Annotated in this window: 26 protein-coding genes; 1 reads left to right on the top strand and 25 read right to left on the bottom strand. The window is 55.6% G+C overall.

Going from position 1 to position 17,036, the window contains the following annotated elements; genetic code table 11:
* Window positions 1-36: 36 nt before the first annotated feature.
* The gene (gene rplS / locus RT644_RS18075; RefSeq protein ID WP_004104634.1) at window positions 37-384 is read left to right on the top strand and encodes a 50S ribosomal protein L19; all 348 of its coding nucleotides are present in this window, start codon (window positions 37-39) and stop codon (window positions 382-384) included.
* Window positions 385-811: 427 nt separating this feature from the next.
* Here the strand turns inward: rplS and RT644_RS18070 are convergent, their stop codons facing one another.
* The 25 genes from RT644_RS18070 to RT644_RS17950 form a co-directional block, all read right to left on the bottom strand.
* Entirely contained in the window at window positions 812-1,006 is a 195-nt protein-coding gene (locus RT644_RS18070) for an ogr/Delta-like zinc finger family protein (RefSeq protein WP_017459926.1), read from the bottom strand.
* A 78-nt stretch (window positions 1,007-1,084) separates the two neighbouring features.
* A complete protein-coding gene (locus RT644_RS18065) occupies window positions 1,085-2,221 on the bottom strand; it encodes a contractile injection system protein, VgrG/Pvc8 family (RefSeq protein WP_313627431.1) in 1,137 nt (378 codons plus the stop codon).
* Window positions 2,221-2,679, bottom strand: a complete 459-nt coding sequence (locus RT644_RS18060) for a phage tail protein (RefSeq protein ID WP_313627430.1) — start codon at window positions 2,677-2,679, stop codon at window positions 2,221-2,223. Before RT644_RS18060 ends, RT644_RS18065 begins: the two co-directional genes overlap by 1 nt.
* 14 nt (window positions 2,680-2,693) lie before the next feature.
* A complete protein-coding gene (locus RT644_RS18055; RefSeq protein ID WP_313627427.1) occupies window positions 2,694-4,466 on the bottom strand; it encodes a phage tail tape measure protein in 1,773 nt (590 codons plus the stop codon).
* Entirely contained in the window at window positions 4,459-4,578 is a 120-nt protein-coding gene (locus RT644_RS18050; protein ID WP_017459930.1) for a GpE family phage tail protein, read from the bottom strand. The genes RT644_RS18055 and RT644_RS18050 overlap by 8 nt, the downstream gene beginning before the upstream one ends.
* A gap of 32 nt (window positions 4,579-4,610) precedes the next feature.
* Window positions 4,611-4,892: a phage tail assembly protein gene (locus RT644_RS18045; protein WP_313627425.1), complete on the bottom strand. Its 282-nt coding sequence runs from the start codon at window positions 4,890-4,892 to the stop codon at window positions 4,611-4,613.
* Window positions 4,893-4,952: 60 nt separating this feature from the next.
* Window positions 4,953-5,471 carry a phage major tail tube protein gene (locus RT644_RS18040; RefSeq protein ID WP_020454793.1) on the bottom strand — a complete coding sequence of 173 codons (519 nt, stop codon included), beginning with the start codon at window positions 5,469-5,471 and terminating at the stop codon, window positions 4,953-4,955.
* A 12-nt stretch (window positions 5,472-5,483) separates the two neighbouring features.
* On the bottom strand, window positions 5,484-6,665 hold the full coding sequence (locus RT644_RS18035; protein ID WP_313627423.1) for a phage tail sheath protein: 1,182 nt from the start codon (window positions 6,663-6,665) through the stop codon (window positions 5,484-5,486).
* Between the two features lie 322 nt (window positions 6,666-6,987).
* Window positions 6,988-7,428 (bottom strand): tail fiber assembly protein, encoded by a 441-nt coding sequence (locus RT644_RS18030; protein ID WP_313627421.1) that lies wholly within the window; start codon window positions 7,426-7,428, stop codon window positions 6,988-6,990.
* 2 nt (window positions 7,429-7,430) lie between these two features.
* Window positions 7,431-8,459: a phage tail protein gene (locus RT644_RS18025; protein WP_160269050.1), complete on the bottom strand. Its 1,029-nt coding sequence runs from the start codon at window positions 8,457-8,459 to the stop codon at window positions 7,431-7,433.
* A 128-nt stretch (window positions 8,460-8,587) separates the two neighbouring features.
* A complete protein-coding gene (locus RT644_RS18020) occupies window positions 8,588-9,184 on the bottom strand; it encodes a tail fiber assembly protein (protein WP_313627417.1) in 597 nt (198 codons plus the stop codon).
* Window positions 9,184-10,194: a phage tail protein gene (locus RT644_RS18015; RefSeq protein ID WP_313627416.1), complete on the bottom strand. Its 1,011-nt coding sequence runs from the start codon at window positions 10,192-10,194 to the stop codon at window positions 9,184-9,186. Before RT644_RS18015 ends, RT644_RS18020 begins: the two co-directional genes overlap by 1 nt.
* A 131-nt stretch (window positions 10,195-10,325) precedes the next feature.
* The gene (locus RT644_RS18010; protein WP_313627415.1) at window positions 10,326-10,922 is read right to left on the bottom strand and encodes a tail fiber assembly protein; all 597 of its coding nucleotides are present in this window, start codon (window positions 10,920-10,922) and stop codon (window positions 10,326-10,328) included.
* Window positions 10,922-12,013: a phage tail protein gene (locus RT644_RS18005; protein ID WP_313627414.1), complete on the bottom strand. Its 1,092-nt coding sequence runs from the start codon at window positions 12,011-12,013 to the stop codon at window positions 10,922-10,924. The genes RT644_RS18010 and RT644_RS18005 overlap by 1 nt, the downstream gene beginning before the upstream one ends.
* A 156-nt stretch (window positions 12,014-12,169) precedes the next feature.
* Window positions 12,170-12,778, bottom strand: coding sequence for a phage tail protein I (locus RT644_RS18000; protein WP_313627413.1), 609 nt, complete (start codon window positions 12,776-12,778; stop codon window positions 12,170-12,172).
* Window positions 12,771-13,679, bottom strand: coding sequence for a baseplate assembly protein (locus RT644_RS17995; RefSeq protein WP_020454786.1), 909 nt, complete (start codon window positions 13,677-13,679; stop codon window positions 12,771-12,773). The genes RT644_RS18000 and RT644_RS17995 overlap by 8 nt, the downstream gene beginning before the upstream one ends.
* A 4-nt stretch (window positions 13,680-13,683) precedes the next feature.
* Window positions 13,684-14,031, bottom strand: a complete 348-nt coding sequence (locus tag RT644_RS17990; RefSeq protein WP_313627412.1) for a GPW/gp25 family protein — start codon at window positions 14,029-14,031, stop codon at window positions 13,684-13,686.
* On the bottom strand, window positions 14,028-14,663 hold the full coding sequence (locus tag RT644_RS17985; RefSeq protein ID WP_045513793.1) for a phage baseplate assembly protein V: 636 nt from the start codon (window positions 14,661-14,663) through the stop codon (window positions 14,028-14,030). Before RT644_RS17985 ends, RT644_RS17990 begins: the two co-directional genes overlap by 4 nt.
* A 77-nt stretch (window positions 14,664-14,740) precedes the next feature.
* Window positions 14,741-15,208: a phage tail protein gene (locus RT644_RS17980; RefSeq protein ID WP_044489451.1), complete on the bottom strand. Its 468-nt coding sequence runs from the start codon at window positions 15,206-15,208 to the stop codon at window positions 14,741-14,743.
* Window positions 15,171-15,416, bottom strand: coding sequence for an Rz1-like lysis system protein LysC (lysC, locus tag RT644_RS17975; protein WP_313627411.1), 246 nt, complete (start codon window positions 15,414-15,416; stop codon window positions 15,171-15,173). The genes RT644_RS17980 and lysC overlap by 38 nt, the downstream gene beginning before the upstream one ends.
* Window positions 15,316-15,729 (bottom strand): Rz-like lysis system protein LysB, encoded by a 414-nt coding sequence (gene lysB / locus RT644_RS17970; RefSeq protein WP_313627410.1) that lies wholly within the window; start codon window positions 15,727-15,729, stop codon window positions 15,316-15,318. Before lysB ends, lysC begins: the two co-directional genes overlap by 101 nt.
* A complete protein-coding gene (locus RT644_RS17965) occupies window positions 15,726-16,235 on the bottom strand; it encodes a lysozyme (RefSeq protein ID WP_313627409.1) in 510 nt (169 codons plus the stop codon). Before RT644_RS17965 ends, lysB begins: the two co-directional genes overlap by 4 nt.
* Window positions 16,210-16,440, bottom strand: coding sequence for an HP1 family phage holin (locus RT644_RS17960; protein ID WP_017459945.1), 231 nt, complete (start codon window positions 16,438-16,440; stop codon window positions 16,210-16,212). Before RT644_RS17960 ends, RT644_RS17965 begins: the two co-directional genes overlap by 26 nt.
* Complete coding sequence (locus RT644_RS17955; RefSeq protein ID WP_020454780.1) at window positions 16,431-16,634, bottom strand: tail protein X; 204 nt, start codon at window positions 16,632-16,634, stop codon at window positions 16,431-16,433. The genes RT644_RS17960 and RT644_RS17955 overlap by 10 nt, the downstream gene beginning before the upstream one ends.
* Window positions 16,635-16,844: 210 nt before the next feature.
* On the bottom strand, window positions 16,845-17,030 hold the full coding sequence (locus tag RT644_RS17950; RefSeq protein WP_017459947.1) for a hypothetical protein: 186 nt from the start codon (window positions 17,028-17,030) through the stop codon (window positions 16,845-16,847).
* Window positions 17,031-17,036 lie beyond the last annotated feature (6 nt).

The raw sequence follows: 17,036 nt of genomic DNA, 5'->3' as shown, positions 1-17,036 counted from the left end.
CCGAATATCAGTTTACCCAGGATAAGAGATTAAATTATGAGCAACATTATTAAGCAACTTGAACAAGAGCAGATGAAGCAGGACGTACCTTCCTTCCGTCCGGGTGACACCGTGGAAGTGAAAGTATGGGTTGTTGAAGGTTCCAAAAAACGTCTGCAGGCATTCGAGGGCGTGGTTATCGCTATTCGTAACCGCGGTCTGCACTCTGCATTCACTGTTCGTAAAATTTCCAACGGCGAAGGCGTTGAGCGTGTCTTCCAGACTCACTCTCCGGTAGTTGACAGCATCTCTGTCAAACGTCGTGGTGCCGTTCGTAAAGCTAAACTGTACTACCTGCGTGAGCGTACTGGTAAGTCTGCTCGTATCAAAGAGCGTCTTAACTAAGATAGCGCACACGCTACATCCAAAGCGTGTTATGAAACAAGGGGTTGGCGTAATGCCAGCCCCTTTTTTATACCCATCTGAAAACCACCTTCTGAAGACGTGTTCAGCGCCAGGCTTTGGCTTATTGCTTTGGGATTTAAATCGTTCACAGCAGGCAGCGAGCTTTATTAATGGTTTGATTGCGAGCTAAAAACAGCATCCTGTAGATCCGCACGCTAACAAATTCTGGTTTCGCATCCTTATCTGGATCGACATCTCTTCGGGCAGGCAGACGCATATTTAATTTAGGCTGAACCCAGGGCGTTTCCTGTATCAGTGGTTTTTAAGCTCTGTGACCACCCATTGCCCACGTATTTTTTTTCATTACCTATTATCGATGCAGAAATAAAAAACCTGCTGGCGCAGGCTTTTGACTATTTTCGCCGGATTACTTCCCGGCGTGTGACGCGCTCACTTGCAGTGCTGGCGGGCGGACAATGTAACGCGCCAGCGACTCATGGGTGACAAACGTACAACCACAGTGAATATTCTGGCACTGGTGATAGCGCTCTTTGGTTTCAGAACTGAGGTAGCGGCTGGAGCGCGCGTGCGCCGCTTGTTGGCATACCGGGCAATGCATCATGGTGGTTTCTCCCTCGTGTATATGCCAGTTATATTATCCTTTTAGCTTGCAAATGCAAGTTAAAGAATGCATTTGACGTTATTCCTGCACTTCATATTTAACGCCATCAACCCGAACCTCCAGCTCCAGTTTGCTAATAAAACCATTGCTATCAATGCCATGTGTCACTTTTTTGATTACCCAGGGCGTGTTGTTGATCGCATCTTTAAAGCCTGAAACATACACAGGGCTTTCTGCTGAGATATCGGTGCGCCCCTGAGCGAGAGTGAGCGTAAATTTCGCCGCGTTGCGCTGGATATCTTGCCACTGTGCCTCTGCCGCCCGCATGGCTTCATCTTTAGAAGAGTATGTCGTCGGCAGGGTATAGATATTATCTTTTGATCCAGCGGTGTAATCGGTCGCTTCCTGTTTTTCATTGCTGGTTGTCGCAGTTTTGCGCGTCAGTTTTACCTGCTTCGTCTGCGCTTTTGGCGTTCTGGTATCTTGCCAGTGGGCAACCACACCGCTGTAAGCTACGCGATCGGCAAGGGTAAACTCGTGTGAGTCGCCATCGCTGCGGGTAATCGTCACCGAAGGAACAACCTTGCCGCCCCGAACGCACATGCCCGGAACAAGGAAAATCAGCGTACCTGATTTCACGGCGATTTCGGCACCGTTGCGAGTTGCCAGCCGGGTAAGAAAGCCAATGTCGGACTCATTAGACTGGTCGATATGGGCGATTTTTATATTTGCCAGCGCTGGCGCGACACTGGCGCTCAGTGAATTACGCCAGGCGATATCTTTGACAACTTCGCCAAGCGTTGTGTCATGCCATGACCACTCTTTTGGGCTATTCATATTGCCGCGAAAATCGACGCTGCGGCCGGTAACAACCACCTGATCCGGCGTACCTCGGTGTGTCACCTGATCGATGGTAAACGTGCCCATATTAGTGAGCAGTTCTCCCAGTCGACCAATGGCGACACTTACCTCATTACCGCGCTGCGGCATCTGGATTTTTCCGTCGGCATCATCCAGCGTTAGCGTTAGCGTATCGGCTTCAAACCCGCGATTATCGGTGACGGTCAACGCTATCAGGCGAGGCGCAATATCGTAGGTTATGTCTTTTACTTGCTGTTTTTGCGCTTGCTGCGGATCATGCTGTTTCTGCTTTAGCTTCAGCGTAAACAGGGGGACGCTTGTTCGCCCCAAATCCTGGGTGAGTACGTCAATCATCACATGTTCCCCAGTATCTTCGTCGGGTCCCTGAACAGTTGTTCCCCCTGGGCCTGAAGATCGCCCGCCAGGGCCTCCAGCGATTCATCAACGCGCGTAAGTTTGAGCGTGAAGGTGATTTTGCGCGGTGAACCGTCGCTGTAATACTCAGAACCGTTTTCGGTGACGCTGCTTATTACATACATGCCGTAAATCATTCCGGTTCCGTCAATAAGCGGCCATGAGCGACCCTGATCGGCCATCAGACGTACCGCCGCAAGCGACAGCACACCGCCAGTGAGTTCCGGGTAGAGCGCGCCCGTAATTTCGATGGTTTCCTCCCCTGGACCGATGTACTGAAACGCCGCGCGCTTGCCCACACGCGCGTTGTTCTTCCAGTTAAACGCTGAGGTACGGCTCATACTCTGAAATGGCAGCGTCTGCCGCATAAAAACAAAAAGCCCCAATGCCAGCATCATAATGCGAACTCTCCTTACGGGTTGAATTGGGATAACGCGTTGTTGCGCCGGTTATCGGCATCCTGGCGGAACAGATCCTGCAGGTAACGTTCGTTGCTGCTGCCCGGCGTGACATCGCCCTGCAGCGTGACGTTATATTCCGTACGGCTTTGGTCGAGGTAAGAGCTGCCGGTTGACGGGCGCGCCACCTGGTAAGCGTTATACCCCGGCTGCGAACTTGTGGGCTGGATATAGCTGGATACCCCTCCGGTAGCGGGTTGCTCGATCGATGGTTTGAGCGCCAGTGCGGGTTTCTTATCGATAATGCCCAGCGTCTCCAGCAACCCCGTCGCGCTCTCGCTCAGTGAACGGAAGAGGTTCAGTGGCCAGGTGAATGCATTAACAAGCATTTTACCGACACTCTGCCCGAGGTTGCCGAATTGAGTGAGCGTCTCCTCGCTGGCCTTGACTGGCGTCAGCAGCGCGATAAAGGTCTCTTTTACCGTTTGCAGTGCACCGCCGATGGCATCGAAAACCGGCTGTAATGGCGAAAACATCTCTGCAATGGGGGCAAATGCCGCGACGATCCCCTCAATCACGCCGCTAAAAAAGGCGCTAATGGGCTCCCAGTATTTATAAATCAGCGCAGCGCCAGCGGCGATGGCCGCCACCACGGCAACAATTGGCCAGGTGAGTCCGCCGATAACCGCCATGATCCCGCCACAAACGGTGGTAAACACGCTGCCGAAGGTCGTGGCAATGGTGATAAGCGTGCTGATCCCCGTAAAGACGGGCGCAATCACGCTTGCGATAGTGCCGATTGCCCCTGCAACGCCGACGATCACCGTCGCTATCAGACCAAAGCTTTGCACCAGCCCCTGGTTATTTTGCACCCACTGCTGAAGCTGCCCGAGATAACCAGTCGCGGTCTGTACCAGCATGCGCAGCGACGACTCCTGGGTGGCGAAAATGTCCACGCTCAGGGATTGATAAGCTGCCTGTAGCGCCGCTAAATCCGTGCCAAGGTTGCCGGCATTGTTTTGCGTCACGGCCGCAGCATCGCCGCCGCTTTGTTGCTGGTTGGCGATCGGCTGGGCCCGGTTTCCGGCGCTCTGCTGGAGGCTGGCGACAGCGGTGCCCGTTGGCGCAGGCTGCACGGTAGGGCGCGCTTGCAGTGATGCTTCATAACCCGGTTGCAGCAATTTTTTGCCAAGGCTAAAGCCGGTGTTTGCCACCGACATACTGGCCTTCCCAAGGCTGGCGACTTTTCCGCCCATCCCTGTGATGCTCTGCTGCGCATCCTGGATTTTCTTCTGCCGTTGCTGCCGGTTTTCCTGTTTCAGGCTCTGCTGTTGGGTTACCAACTGCGCCGAGCTGTCGCTGATGCGGCTTTTCAGCCGCAGCTTTTCCGCCAGTGGCGCCGCAGCGTCAAGGCCGGATTCGGTAACCACGCTTTTCCGCCTGGCGACTTTCGCCGTCAGGTTGAGGCGCTGCAGATGCAGCTGGCTGACACGCTGTTGTGTGAACTGCAAAAGACTGGCGTGGCTGCGCGTCGGCGGGCCTTGTTCCGCCAGTTTTTGCGTACGCTGCTGCATCGTTTCCAGCCGCACATTGACTGAGGTAAGGGCTTTTTCCGCCCGCATTAAGCCATCCACCTGAGCGAGTTGACCATACAACCCGCTCAGGTTTTTCTCCGTTGCTTTTATGCTGTCAGACAGCGACACATTCGCCGTCTGCAGGGTTTGAAAGGGCCGCTTCGCTTGATCAACAGCAGCGAGCAGGGCCTCGATATTTACGCTGTTACTCATATGTGTTTCCGCTTCGCTGCAGCGCTTTTTCGCGCCAGGTGATGAGTTCGCTCAGACTCAGGGGGTAGAGCTCTGATGGCGGCCAATGGAAGATCACCGCGATATCCGCCATCAGATCGTCAACCGACAGCCTGGCCGGAAAATTTACTGTCCCGAAGCTGGTGACAAAAAACCGACCACCTTGCCCGCCAGCGCCACCATATCGGCCAGGTCCAGCGCGCCCACTTCCTGCTCGGTAAGTGAAGGGGAGGTGATGCGCGGCAGCACTTTAATCAGCGCGTCCACTTCGGCGTTTGCCACCGCGGCCAGGCTCAGGCCGCGCAGCGTACCGGCGTTCGGTTTCATCAGCGTAAGGGAATTGATCAACTGCTCGCCGCGTTTAATCGGGGTTTGCAGGGTAATGAGGTTATCTGTTTCGTGGCTCATACGATCCTCGTTGCTTTTGCGGGGGGAAGACCCGGCCAGCCAGGCTGACCGGGTGGGGCATTACAGGCCGATATTGCGGCGGTGCTGTTCGAGACGGTCGACGCCGTTCACTTTTTCAACCATGTTGACGGTGTCGATCTCCACCAGCTCCTTGCCATCAATGGTCAGTTTGAAGTAGGTGCAAACCACGGAGATTTTGGATTCCGTATCTTCACCCGGCTTGTTTTCGCCAGTGTCGATCTCTTTCTGGCGACCACGCATCACCACTTCCACTGCCACCGTTTCCCCGGTGTCATCGCGCTGGTAAGAACCGGCGAAGCGGATCGGCACCGCGTCGGCGCTGGTGGCGCCATACAGTTCCCAGATAGCTTCATCCGGGAAGCCGCCCAGCGACCACTCCATTGACATCGCCTCTTCATCGAGACCCATATCAATCGGCGCGACGCCATTCATGCCAGCACCACGGTAGTTTTCCAGCTTGCGGGTCAGCTTTGGCAGCGTGATGGATTTGGCGACACCCTGGTAGCTGTAGCCATTGAGGAACACGTTCATGTATTTCAGTTTTCGCGGCATTGCCATTTATCAGGCTCCTTAATTGCTGTTAACCGAGGAGACCAGGTTCGCCAGGTACTTATCGGTGATGCGCTGGCGTAAGGTCAGGTTTTCCAGTGGCGGGACCGGCGTATAGTCATAATCGATATACAGTTTCCCGGCTTTCAGGGTTTCGGCGTCGTTCGCGGATTCATCGAACCAGCAGGTCGCATCGACGATGTAACCGTTGCTTTTCAGCTCGCGGAATTTCGCGTTAATGCCATCAATGATGTCGCGGATAAGCGTCGCGGTAATCGGTTTGTCCACCGCCCACATATGCGCGTCGGCCATGGTGTCGGCAATTACCTGCGCGGTACGGGTATAGTTTTCAAACAGGAACAGCGGATCATCCGAGCAGGTGCGGTTGCCCCAGAAACGGAAGCCATCTTTACGAATCAGCGTGGTGACGCCAGCCTGGTTCAGCAGATCCGCATCGGTGCCGGATTCCTGCAGATCCCAGAACACCGGGGTGCTGATGCCGGTCACGCCGTTAACGCCGACGTTAGACAGGGTTTTGTGCCAGCCAACAGACTGGTCGATATAAGCGCGCAGGCTGAGTGCGCGCGCCGTGGCGTACGCCGTGGCGCTGGCGTTAGCGACGGTATCCCAGGCGAGGAAGTCCGGCCAAATCACCATCAGCTCGCGCTGGCTGAAATTCTCACGGTACTTAATAGCTTCCGAAATGGTTTTGCAGCCCCAGGCGCTGACGTAACCGAAGGCACGCAGCTTCTGGCAGATGGGGGCCAGCGCGGTTGCGACTTCCAGTGTGTCGTAACCCGGCACGCCAAGAATACGCGGTTTCACGCCGGTCACCGCTTCAGCGGTCAGCAGCGCTTTCAGACCGATGTATTTCCCGTTTGCATCAGTGGTGCCGATGATATTGGAAATCGTCTGCGCCTGGGCATCGTCGCCGCTACCTTCTGCGACACGTACCACAACAATCACCGGTTTCGCCTGATCGGCAATCGCCTGTAAAGACGATGCCAGCGTACCTTTGGTGCCCGCTTTGGCGATGGCGCTTTGCACGTTGGTGATAAGCACCGGTTCATTCAGTGGAAAGGTTGCCACATCGGCGTCGCTGGCCGTACAAACCATGCCGATGATAGCAGTTGAGACAGTGGAAATGACGCGTGTGCCGTCGTTGATTTCGACGACCTGAACGCCATGATGGTAGTCACTCATCCGATTAACTCCGTGGTGTTGGGGTGAGTGCTATTTTCCAGAACGCAGCGCTAACGCGCTATTTGTCGGGGTTGGCGTGGGGATGAAACAACACAGTAGACAAAAAAAACGGGCCGGGGCCCGTTGGAGGTTGTTTGTTATTACGGTTTTTCCGGCCAGGGGACATTCGTTATTGGTGCAGAAGGTGGGGACATCCTGCATATCCTATTCACGACCGAATATTTTCTTGCATGTATACACCCCGATAACAATCACCCCGTAACTGCCTGGATGAAATACATCAAAGCGGTAAATGGCGTTGGAACCTCCATCGCGTCTGATCTCAGCTGACCTGAGCGCCTGGCAGGACAGGCCATTCAATATCGGGTGCTTTTGATGTGTCTATTCTCATCAATATCACCCGATATTTTTTCAATGCGGTCAATGTATCGGTTTCCTCTGTGGTAGCGATTCCGAGATCGACGGCATCCTGGAGTATGCTGATTTTGCTTGACGCTTTCTGCATGAGTGATGCCTGTTGGGAATTTGCCTGCTCAATAATTTGTTCCCGTGTTGGGGCTGGTTCATCTACCCACGCAGGTCTGCCACCTGCCACACCCATTAATTTCCCCGGAGGTGGAGTTTGTTTCCAGTACATAGTGATTTCTTGATCGGTTGCAATAAATGCATCAGCAGGCCAGTCTTCATCGCTGTAGGTTCCGTCATTTTTCCATGTAATTGGAATAAATGACTTTAATGAGGGTGAAAAATAAGCTTTAGTCATAATTAATATCCTATTGCGAAAACGAAAGCCGTGTAACCCGCGCCGCCATTACCGCTAATGCGCAACATAAAATTACTCAGCGATTTTGGTGTTGGATCAGATATGTTGTTAAAAGATATCGTCGGATAATCACTACCACTCGTTCCCATCCGGTGGAAGGCTCCCCATACTCCCAGACGGGCATTAGGAAAAGGTGTTGGATATGTCCATGGGGTATCACCAAAATTGCCAGATATAACCGTTCCCCACTGAATAATTAATCCACCTGGCACATCAGGGATGCGGATAAAATCATTGGCTGAATATGAGCGCTTGCTGAAAAGGCTCATTACTGTTGCAACACTCGGTAGAAGATTTGTGGCCGTTCCTGCCACCATTTGGGCGTTTGTTGCTACTCCCTGCTTTGCGGCCTCTCCCAAACCAAGATTTTTGAGAGCCTCAGCAACGAGCCCCGCCGATTGCAGTTCTTTTAAGGCGTTACCAATCATCAGGTATTGATCGTGAGGATTCGCTGATGAAAGATGCTGTTTCATCAGGTCTTCGGAATAGGCTTTTACCTCGATAACCTTATCATCGACATATTTGCGTGTCGCCAGCACCACCGACGGGTCGATTTTCAGCGTGACGGCGGCGGCAGAAGAAACAATCAGCGACATGCGAATGGTTTGCGTACGCCCGCTGCCCTCCTGTAAAAGCGGTTTATAGGTTTCCGGGCAGTTTGCGATGGCAATTAGCGTGCCTTCGTCATCAAAAAGCCCTAACTCGCGGATCCAGAATCCCCCTTCATTTTCCGGGATCACCTGCTGGGCAATAATCTGGTTGGGGTTGTCGGCATCGACAGTGAGCGTATTCACTGCGCCGATACGCTTCTGGTTCAATAATTGGGTCTGGGTAGCGTCCGGCACTGGCAGCGCGCCATTGCCATCCCCGACGGCCATTTGCGTGATATGGATTTGCGTGCCACGGGCGGTGGCTGCTGCCAGTTTCTCCGCGCCCTGGTTGGTCAGAATGGCGTAATATTTCGCGGTCATGCGTTTACTCTCAGTTACGGAAAGGTAGGCACTATTTTCCGGTGAGCGCATAAGCAGAGCTATTGTATGTGGTTGGCTTGCGGGCGGTACAACCGGGCACCAAAAAACGAGCCGTAGCCCGTCTGGTGTTATTGCGGCTGTTGCGGCCAGTTGATATTCGGTGCCGTTGCGGTATCCACCGCCTGGAACAGCCTGATGTACTGCAACCAGGCAATCAGCCGGGCTTTATCGTCATCGCTGATGACACCGAGCTGCAACTCGGTCTGCCACAGGCTGATGGTATTTTTGGCCTCACTCAGTAACTGCGTTTTTTTCTGTTCCGCCCCGCTGACAAGCGCTGTCTGCTGTGCGGTTGTATCGGTCACCCATTTGCTGCCGTCCCATTGATCGTAAGCGGTCGCTGGTGCAAGTGGTGTAACGTCTGCCGGGTAATCACCCAGTTTGTCCAGTTGCGTCTGCTTGCCGCTGGCGATGTCATAAACCGTTTCGCCGCGGTGATCGGCAACGTATTCCCAGCCACTCGAATCAGCCTTACGGCAAACCGCAAAGCCGCTTTTCACCGCGGGCGGCGCATCGATGGCTGCGTTTGCCGGAATACCAACGCCGACAGCCAGGTACTCCACCGATGTTGAACGATATTCGCGCGTATCGGCTGCGAAGTTATAGACGGTTTGCTCTCCGGCAACGGTGGCAATCAGGTTCTGATTCAGTGTCGCTTGCGCCATTATGCAGCCCTCACGATGTAGTTAAATGCGATGTTATGTGGGCGATTTTCATTAGCAGTAGGTACTGCCATGGATGCGTTAAATCCAATACCGTACCCACCCGCTTTAGATTCTACCGAGCCTCCTCCGTGAGCAAAACTTGCGGCGCCAAATAATGCACCTCTCCCATCTTGCTCATATCCATAAGGTGCAGTGCAAGGAAGCATGCCGGTAATATTGCGAATCGCGTCGCCCTGGATACTTAATAGTGACCGTCCGGCATCTAAGGAACCATCGTCCGCCCAGCCGCGAATAAACTCGCCACGCAAATCGGGCAAATATCCAGACGGGAATACCGCGGCGAGCCCCGGATATTTCGCCTTATCAAATTCGGCACCATTACATTTGAGCCACCCCGTCGGCGGCGTCGCTGAAGGAAAAGGTAGCGGTACGCCGACAGGCGTAAACTTTGCAATATCGGCGATTTGCAGGTATTGCGGGTGTGGATTAGCCGCGGCGAGATGTGCGGTCAGCAAGTGATCGGCATACGCTTTTACCTCGATAACCTTATCGTCGACATATTTGCGTGTCGCCAGCACCACCGACGGGTCGATTTTCAGCGTCACCGCCGCCGTTGACGAGACAATCAGCGCCATGCGAATGGTTTGCGTGCGGCCGCTGCCTTCCTGTAACAACGGCTTGTACGTTTCCGGGCAGTTGGCAATGGCAATCAACACGCCATCGTCATCAAAAAGCCCCATTTCGCGGATCCAGTAGCCCCCTTCATTTTCAGGGATCACCTGTTCGGCAATGATCTGATTTGCGTTGGCCGCATCGACAGTGAGCGTGTTCACCGCACCGATGCGCTTCAGATTAAGCAGTTGAGTTTGTGTGGCGTCGGGCGTTGGCAGGCTGCCATTACCGTCGCCGACGGCCATTTGCGTGATATGGATTTGCGTGCCAAGCGCGGTAGCTGCTGCCAGCTTCGCCGCACCTTGATTGGTCAGAATGGCGTAATATTTCGCGGTCATGCGTTCACTCTCAGTTGTCGGAAACGTGGGCACTATTTTCCGGTGAGCGCATCGGGCAGGGCTATCGGTTGGGGTTGGTTTATGGGCAGGACAACTATGAATGAAAAAAACGGGCCGTAGCCCGTCTGGTGTTATTGCGGTTGTTGCGGCCAGTTGATATCCGGTGCCGTTACGGTATCCACCGCCTGGAGCAGCCTGATGTATTGCAACCAGGCAATCAGCCGGGCTTTGTCGTCATCGCTGATAATGCCGAGCTGCAACTCGGTCTGCCACAGGCTGATAGTGTTTTTTGCCTCACTCAGTAACTGCGTTTTTTTCTGTTCCGCCCCGCTGACAAGCGCTGTCTGCTGTGCGGTTGTATCGGTCACCCATTTGCTGCCGTCCCATTGATCGTAAGCGGTCGCTGGTGCAAGTGGTGTAACGTCTGCCGGGTAATCACCCAGTTTGTCCAGTTGCGTCTGCTTGCCGCTGGCGATGTCATAAACCGTTTCGCCGCGGTGATCGGCAACGTATTCCCAGCCACTCGAATCAGCCTTACGGCAAACCGCAAAGCCGCTTTTCACCGCGGGCGGCGCATCGATGGCTGCGTTTGCCGGAATACCAACGCCGACAGCCAGGTACTCCACCGATGTTGAACGATATTCGCGCGTATCGGCTGCGAAGTTATAGACGGTTTGCTCTCCGGCAACGGTGGCAATCAGGTTCTGGTTCAGTGTCGCTTGCGTCATTATGCAGCCCTCACGATGTAGTTAAATGCGATGTTATGCGGGCGAGTTTCCGCGCCACCGGTGTTTTCCATCCAGATATAGGTCCATGCCCGCTTGCCAGGAGTAACGGAACCATCCACGCTTTCACTGTTTTCATCTGTAAAAGCAATAATCCTTATGGTCGGTGTAGCGTATTCGTTAACAAAACGGTGGTTATGCGCTCTCAATTCATCGGACTGCGCCGAAAGCAGCACTCGTCCGGCATCCAGCCCGCGGCCATTATCCCAGCCGCGAATAAACTCGCCGCGCAGATCGGGAAGAACACCGGATGGATACGCCAGCGCCAGTTTGGGATATTTCGCTTTATCAAACGCCGCGCCATTACATGTAAACCACCCTAATGGCGGCGTCGCCTGCGGCCAGGCAACAACACCCCCTACGGGCAGGATATAGTTGTCATCATTCAGGACATCATGAACAAACTTTGTGTTGGCGATTTGCTGTCCATAGTTGCCGATGTGCGTATCCGGAGCGGTAGGCACACCGCTAAATACCGGGCTGGCAAGCGGTGCATATTGTGTATGTGGGTTAGCAGCGGCGACATGCTGTTTCAGCAGATCGTCTGAATAGGCCTTTACTTCGATAACTTTATCATCAACGTATTTACGCGTGGCCAGCACCACCGACGGGTCAATCTTCAGCGTCACGGCTGCTGTCGATGAAACAATCAGCGCCATGCGAATCGTCTGCGTGCGTCCGCTGCCTTCCTGCAACAACGGCTTGTAGGTTTCCGGGCAGTTGGCGATAGCAATCAGCACGCCGTCATCGTCGTAAAGGCCGATTTCGCGGATCCAGAAGCCGCCTTCGTTTTCCGGGATCACCTGTTCGGCAATGATCTGATTGGTGTTATTTGGATCAACGGACAGGCGGTTCAGCGGGGCAATTCGCTTCTGATTAATCAGTTGAGTTTGCGCCGCATCAGGCGTGGGCAGTACGCCGTTGGCATCGCCGAGCGCCATCTGCGTAAGGTTAAGCTTTGTGCCAAGCGACGCGGCGTTCGCCAGCTTCGCGGCCCCCTGATTGGTCAGAATGGCAAAGAATTTTGCAGTCATGCGTTAACTCTCAGGTTGTTGGGTGATGAATCAGTACAGAAGACATTTTCCGTTCAGCGACAGGCGAACGCTATCAGGCGGGGTTGGCTGCCCGCTGGCACAACGAGGCGGGTAAAAAAAAACGGGCCGCAGCCCGTTTGGTGTGATGTTACGTGGTTAAGTGATGATGACATCATCAACCAGATGAACCGCTGAAGCCGGGTAATATTCACCGCCAACAACAATCTCTTCCGGCATGTAAGGGTAAACGGTCAGCTCTTCACCCAGATAGCAACCGGCGCCGACATAAAACTCGCCGCTGCTGCTCAGGCTGATGTTTAACCCGGTCAGGTGGCGGCTCGCCGGTTTGGCATCATTAATCAGCCGCTCCAGTTCAAGGTACATCTCCTCGGTAATGCCATTCTCCTGCACGCCAATCACCAGTTTAAAGGTGCCCGGCTCGGCGTTGTCCTCCCACCATTCGCGCAGCTCAATCAGAAAACCGAGCGGCTCAACCACCCGGCGTAGCGCGCTGCGCGTGCCTTTGTGTTGATGAACGAAGAATGAAGCGGCAATCACTTTGCGTTTGGTCGCTTCCGGCCAGTTAAAGTCCCAGCGATCGACGGAGAGCGCCCATGCCAGGTAAGGCAGCAGCTCTGCCGGGCACGTTTGCGGATCCCACAGCGTGCGCAGCGGCACCGGCACGCGCTCAATATCTGCCGCCGCTTTTGCCGCTGCCACCTCAAGAACGGATGAGCCAACAGGCAACAAACGGTCGTCACTCATCGGTGCCTCCGGCATTAATGCTCCAGGCGGTGCAGTAAGAGGCCTGATTTTTCGCCAACACCAGATCGCTTTGCGGCGCGCTCAGTTCCACTCGCTGCACGCCTTCAACGTGCAGCGCGGCATAAATCGCCGACTGGCGGATATCGCGCCCTAAACGCCGTTGCGCGTTGATATAGGCTTTTAACTGCTGTTCAGCGGCCTGGCGAATCGGTTCCGATTCCGGGCCGGGGTAGAAGTAGAGCGTGGCGTTAATCTGGTAAGGCACGATCTCCGCGCTTTGCACCGTCACACGGTCGCCCACCGGGCGCACATCTTCGGCGTTCAGGGCTTTATCCACGATGGCGATCAGCTCATCGCTGGCGCGGCCGTCCCCCTCGCGGGAGAGCACGGAAATGGTGATATACGCCGGGTTCGGGCTGATGACCGAAATATCGGCAACCCGTCCGTCGGCACTGCGACCATGGTATTCGTAAGCGCCTTCCGGCCCGGCGACGCTTAACCCTTCAAACGCCTGCTGCGCGCGCAGACGCAGATCTTTGTCAGACTCCATCACCGCCGGCGTTGGCGGAATGGTGCTCTCGTCGGCGGGCGAAACCACCAGTCGCGCGGTGTTGCTGTTGGCGGCCATCACATCCAGATCCTTCCCGGCGGCGTAGGCCAGCATCACCGCGCGGGCCGCTTCGTTAACGCGGCTGCGCCACATCACTTCACGGTAGGCGTTCTCTTGCAGAAATTTGGTCAGCGGTTCGGACTCCAGCGCCAGTGTGCGCGCCAGCGCTTCTTGTTCATCGGCGGGAAACAGGGAAATCAGCGTCGCTTTGCGGTCGTTGAGGATAGCCTCATAATCAAGCTCCTCGACCACATCCGGCGCCGGCAGTTGGCTCAGATCGATAATCGGCATGGTTTTAACTCACTGGAAGGGTTAACGAAAGGGACTCGCCGGTGCTGGCGAGTTGCGCGGTCAGGTTGACCAGTAATTTGCCGTCGAACTGGCGCTCGGTGGTGACCGCGCTTACGCTAATGCGCGGCTCCCATTTCAACAGTGCCATGTAACAGGCGGCCTGAATTTGCAGCGTCAGCGCCGGGGTCTGCGGCTGGTCGATCATCTCAAACAGCAATGAGCCGTAATCGCGGCGCATCACTCTGGAGCCTATCGGCGTGCGCAGAATGTCGCTGATGCTCTGGCGAATATGCTCGGTGTCGGTAAGACGCTTGCCGGTGGTGCGGTTTAACCCGTTGTAACGAACTGTCATAAAGGCGCTCCTGTTGTGCCGCCGCTGTCGCCGGGGTGTTTATGGGTATGCAACACTTTGCCGTTGGATGTGAGCGATCCGCCGCTGTGCTCAATGTTGCCGCTCATCGTGCCGCCTTTTTGTACCTCCAGCGTGCCGGTGATGAGCTTGTTGGTGCAGACCACTTCCGGCGTATCCAGCGTGATGCGGGTCGTGGCGGTCACCCGCACGTCGGGTACGGTAGCGGTAAGGGATTGCGACGCGCTGATGGTGGCGGTTTTAATGCCGCTCACCGTTAACGCGCTGGTTTTCGGTTCATATTCCACGACTGCGCCATCGGGAAAGGCGACATGCAAGGCGTCGGCGGATGCCGAAGGGGCCGGGTTGTCATCGGAAAAAATTCCCGGCAGCACGAACGCGGTGTCAAGCTCGCCGCCGACCGCCAGCAGCAACACCTGTTCGCCGATGGAAGGTGCCCACCAGCTACGTGAATGCCCGGCGCGGTGGGTTAACCACTGCAACCATTGTGTTACGAGGCCGCCGGTCTGCACCCGGCAGCGTCCGCTGTTCAGATCGATATCAACGATTATCCCGGTGCGGATCATATTGCGCAGCAAGCGGGACAGTTCCTGAAGCGAGAGTTGTCTGTTCATAACGGAAATCATCCTATGCGTGACGGGCGTTGAAAAACGGACAGGGCTGTCCGATTTTTGGCACAACGCCGGGCGATTCAGGCCGGCCAGCGGCTCACCAGTTCACCGTTGATATAAAGCTCGGTCGGGCGGGTCACGAACGCGGGCGGCAGCGGTTCCGGCAGTGTTTCGGCATGCAGCGCGCCGTCGATTTCCGTGACTTTGGTGCGCTCGGTCAGTTGCAGCACCATCGTCAAATCCTGGGTGTTGTCGGTGTTCGTCACCAGCGACCAGCTGAAGCTGCCTTTGCGACCGGCTTCGGTAGTGAGGATGTCGGGCTGGTTAGCGCGCAGCCACGCCATCACCGGTACGAACAGCGCATCGATATCACCGGCAAAACCGCTGACGGTGACATTGAGGCTGAACTGTTTCTCAAAAGATAGTGAGCTGGCGAGGGTGGCGGTGTTACTGCCTTTATCCACCCACAGGCGCAGCATCGAGGGGTTATCGCGCAGCGCCGGCACGGCGTCAGTCAGCGCGGTGCGTAGCGTATTGGGTTTTAGCATTGATCTCATCCTGGCAATGTTTAAGGGTTTCGACCTGGAGCGCACACTGTGCCAGCGCAAGCTCCAGTCGGCGGATATCGGCGCTCAAATCGCCGTTAGTTTGCGGGTTACCTCCCGGCATCGGGCACAGGCTGACCAGCGGGCAACTGTTGTAAACAGTGACCGGCGGAAGGGCAGGCGGGGCGCTGGTGCACCCGGCGCACAGCATCAGGCAACTCAGCGCTGTACCAGCGGCGAAACGCGTCATTTTCATTGAGTAACCTCGTTATCGATTGTTCGCGCCGCACCGCTTGCGTGCTGGCGGCATCCAGTTGCAGGCGCAGTGCCACCTGCGCCTGCTGGTTTTTGTCCGCCAACGCGGCGGCGGCGTTCAGTTGCGCTTTCAGCTGCGTGATGGCGCTGTTTTGCTCACGTGTAAGCTGGCGGGATTGCGCCAGCGAGGTGCTCAGCGAGTGGTTTTGCTGCACCAGCCACAGCAGGCCGAGCGAGGCGATCAACAGGGCGATCAGACGAGCATTCATTGCGCCCCCTGCAGGCACCAGGCGCGTTCGCGCTGGCGGCGGTTTTCCAGTCCCTGGTTACGTACACCGTCGATAAACACCCAGCGCGGCAGCTGATTGCAGGCCTGGCGCCACTGCTTTTGGTTAAGGAAATAAACCAGCGTCGAGCGGCAAGCCGCGCCGCTGCCAACGTTAAAGGCGAAGCTGACCACCGCGTCATACACCTGCGGCGGCATCGCCACCGGTGCGCACTGCGCCAGTCTGCGTTCAACCTGTAATACGTCGGCGACAAGGTTGCTCGCCGCCTCTTTTTCACTGATATCGCGCGTTGGTATGACGCCTGCGGTATGACCGATGCCGGATGTCCAGACCCCGGCGCTGCACTGGTAAGGGCGCAGGCGACAACCTTCAAGATCGGCAATCAGTGCCAGCCCCTGCGGTGAAGTTTTCAGTAAGCGGAAATCTGGCAGCAGTACCGCCAGCGCCAGCACCGCCGCCGCGCTACAGCGTTTTACGGGTAATCCCATTCATCACCTCCTGGGTTGACGCGCAGGACTGGAGGAACAGATAGCTTTTGCGGCGGTAGTACCAGTTCACCGCCACGGTGACGGCAACACCCAGCGCGCCAAAATAGGCGGCAAAGTCTTGCGGGGTCATGGCACCGAAAAAGGTCAGCGCCACGCTTATCCAGTACGCCAGCGATGAGGTGACTTTTTCGATGGTCAGCCCCATAGATTCACCGTCTCTTTAATGGTTTGCGTCTGTACTTCCGGCAGGTTGACCGTGGTGCCATAAGGCAAAATAACGCCCAGATCGGCGAGCCCCGGGTTGGCGGCGAGTACCGTTTCGACCACTGATGCGGTGCGCCCGTAATAACGCAGGCAAAGCAGGTCGAGGGTATCGCCTTGTTGTGTTTTCACATTCATCGTTCGCGTCTCTTTCCATCAGGAAGGTTTTTCCCCATGGTTAAGTTTCCTGACCGCAGGCGAGGGACGCTATCTTTCGGGGCTGGTTAAGCGCTGGCACAACAGGTGGGCGCAGGGAGAAAAGCACAGCACGAATGCACCAGGCAGCAGTGCCGCTGGCGCATCGAGAGAAGGGCAGCGTTAACTGCCGGGAAGGGTCGTGGCGGGGCGCTATTCGGCCTTGTAGAAAATGTTTTCATCCTCATCGGTAGCGTTTTCGCTGTTGGCCAGGTCCGCAATCAGACTCAGCGCCAGTTTCAGATCGGACGGTTTGCAGTTAGCCAGCAGAGACACCTCGGCAATGAATTGCACGCATGCCCACTTGTGCTGAGTCTGATTTAGTCGCTCAGAGACCATGAATCC

The sequence above is a fragment of the Kosakonia sp. genome, from assembly GCF_032104925.1.
GTDB lineage: Bacteria > Pseudomonadota > Gammaproteobacteria > Enterobacterales > Enterobacteriaceae > Kosakonia.
Note: the sequence above shows the minus strand (reverse complement) of the source record. Positions and strands in the feature narration are given on the sequence as shown.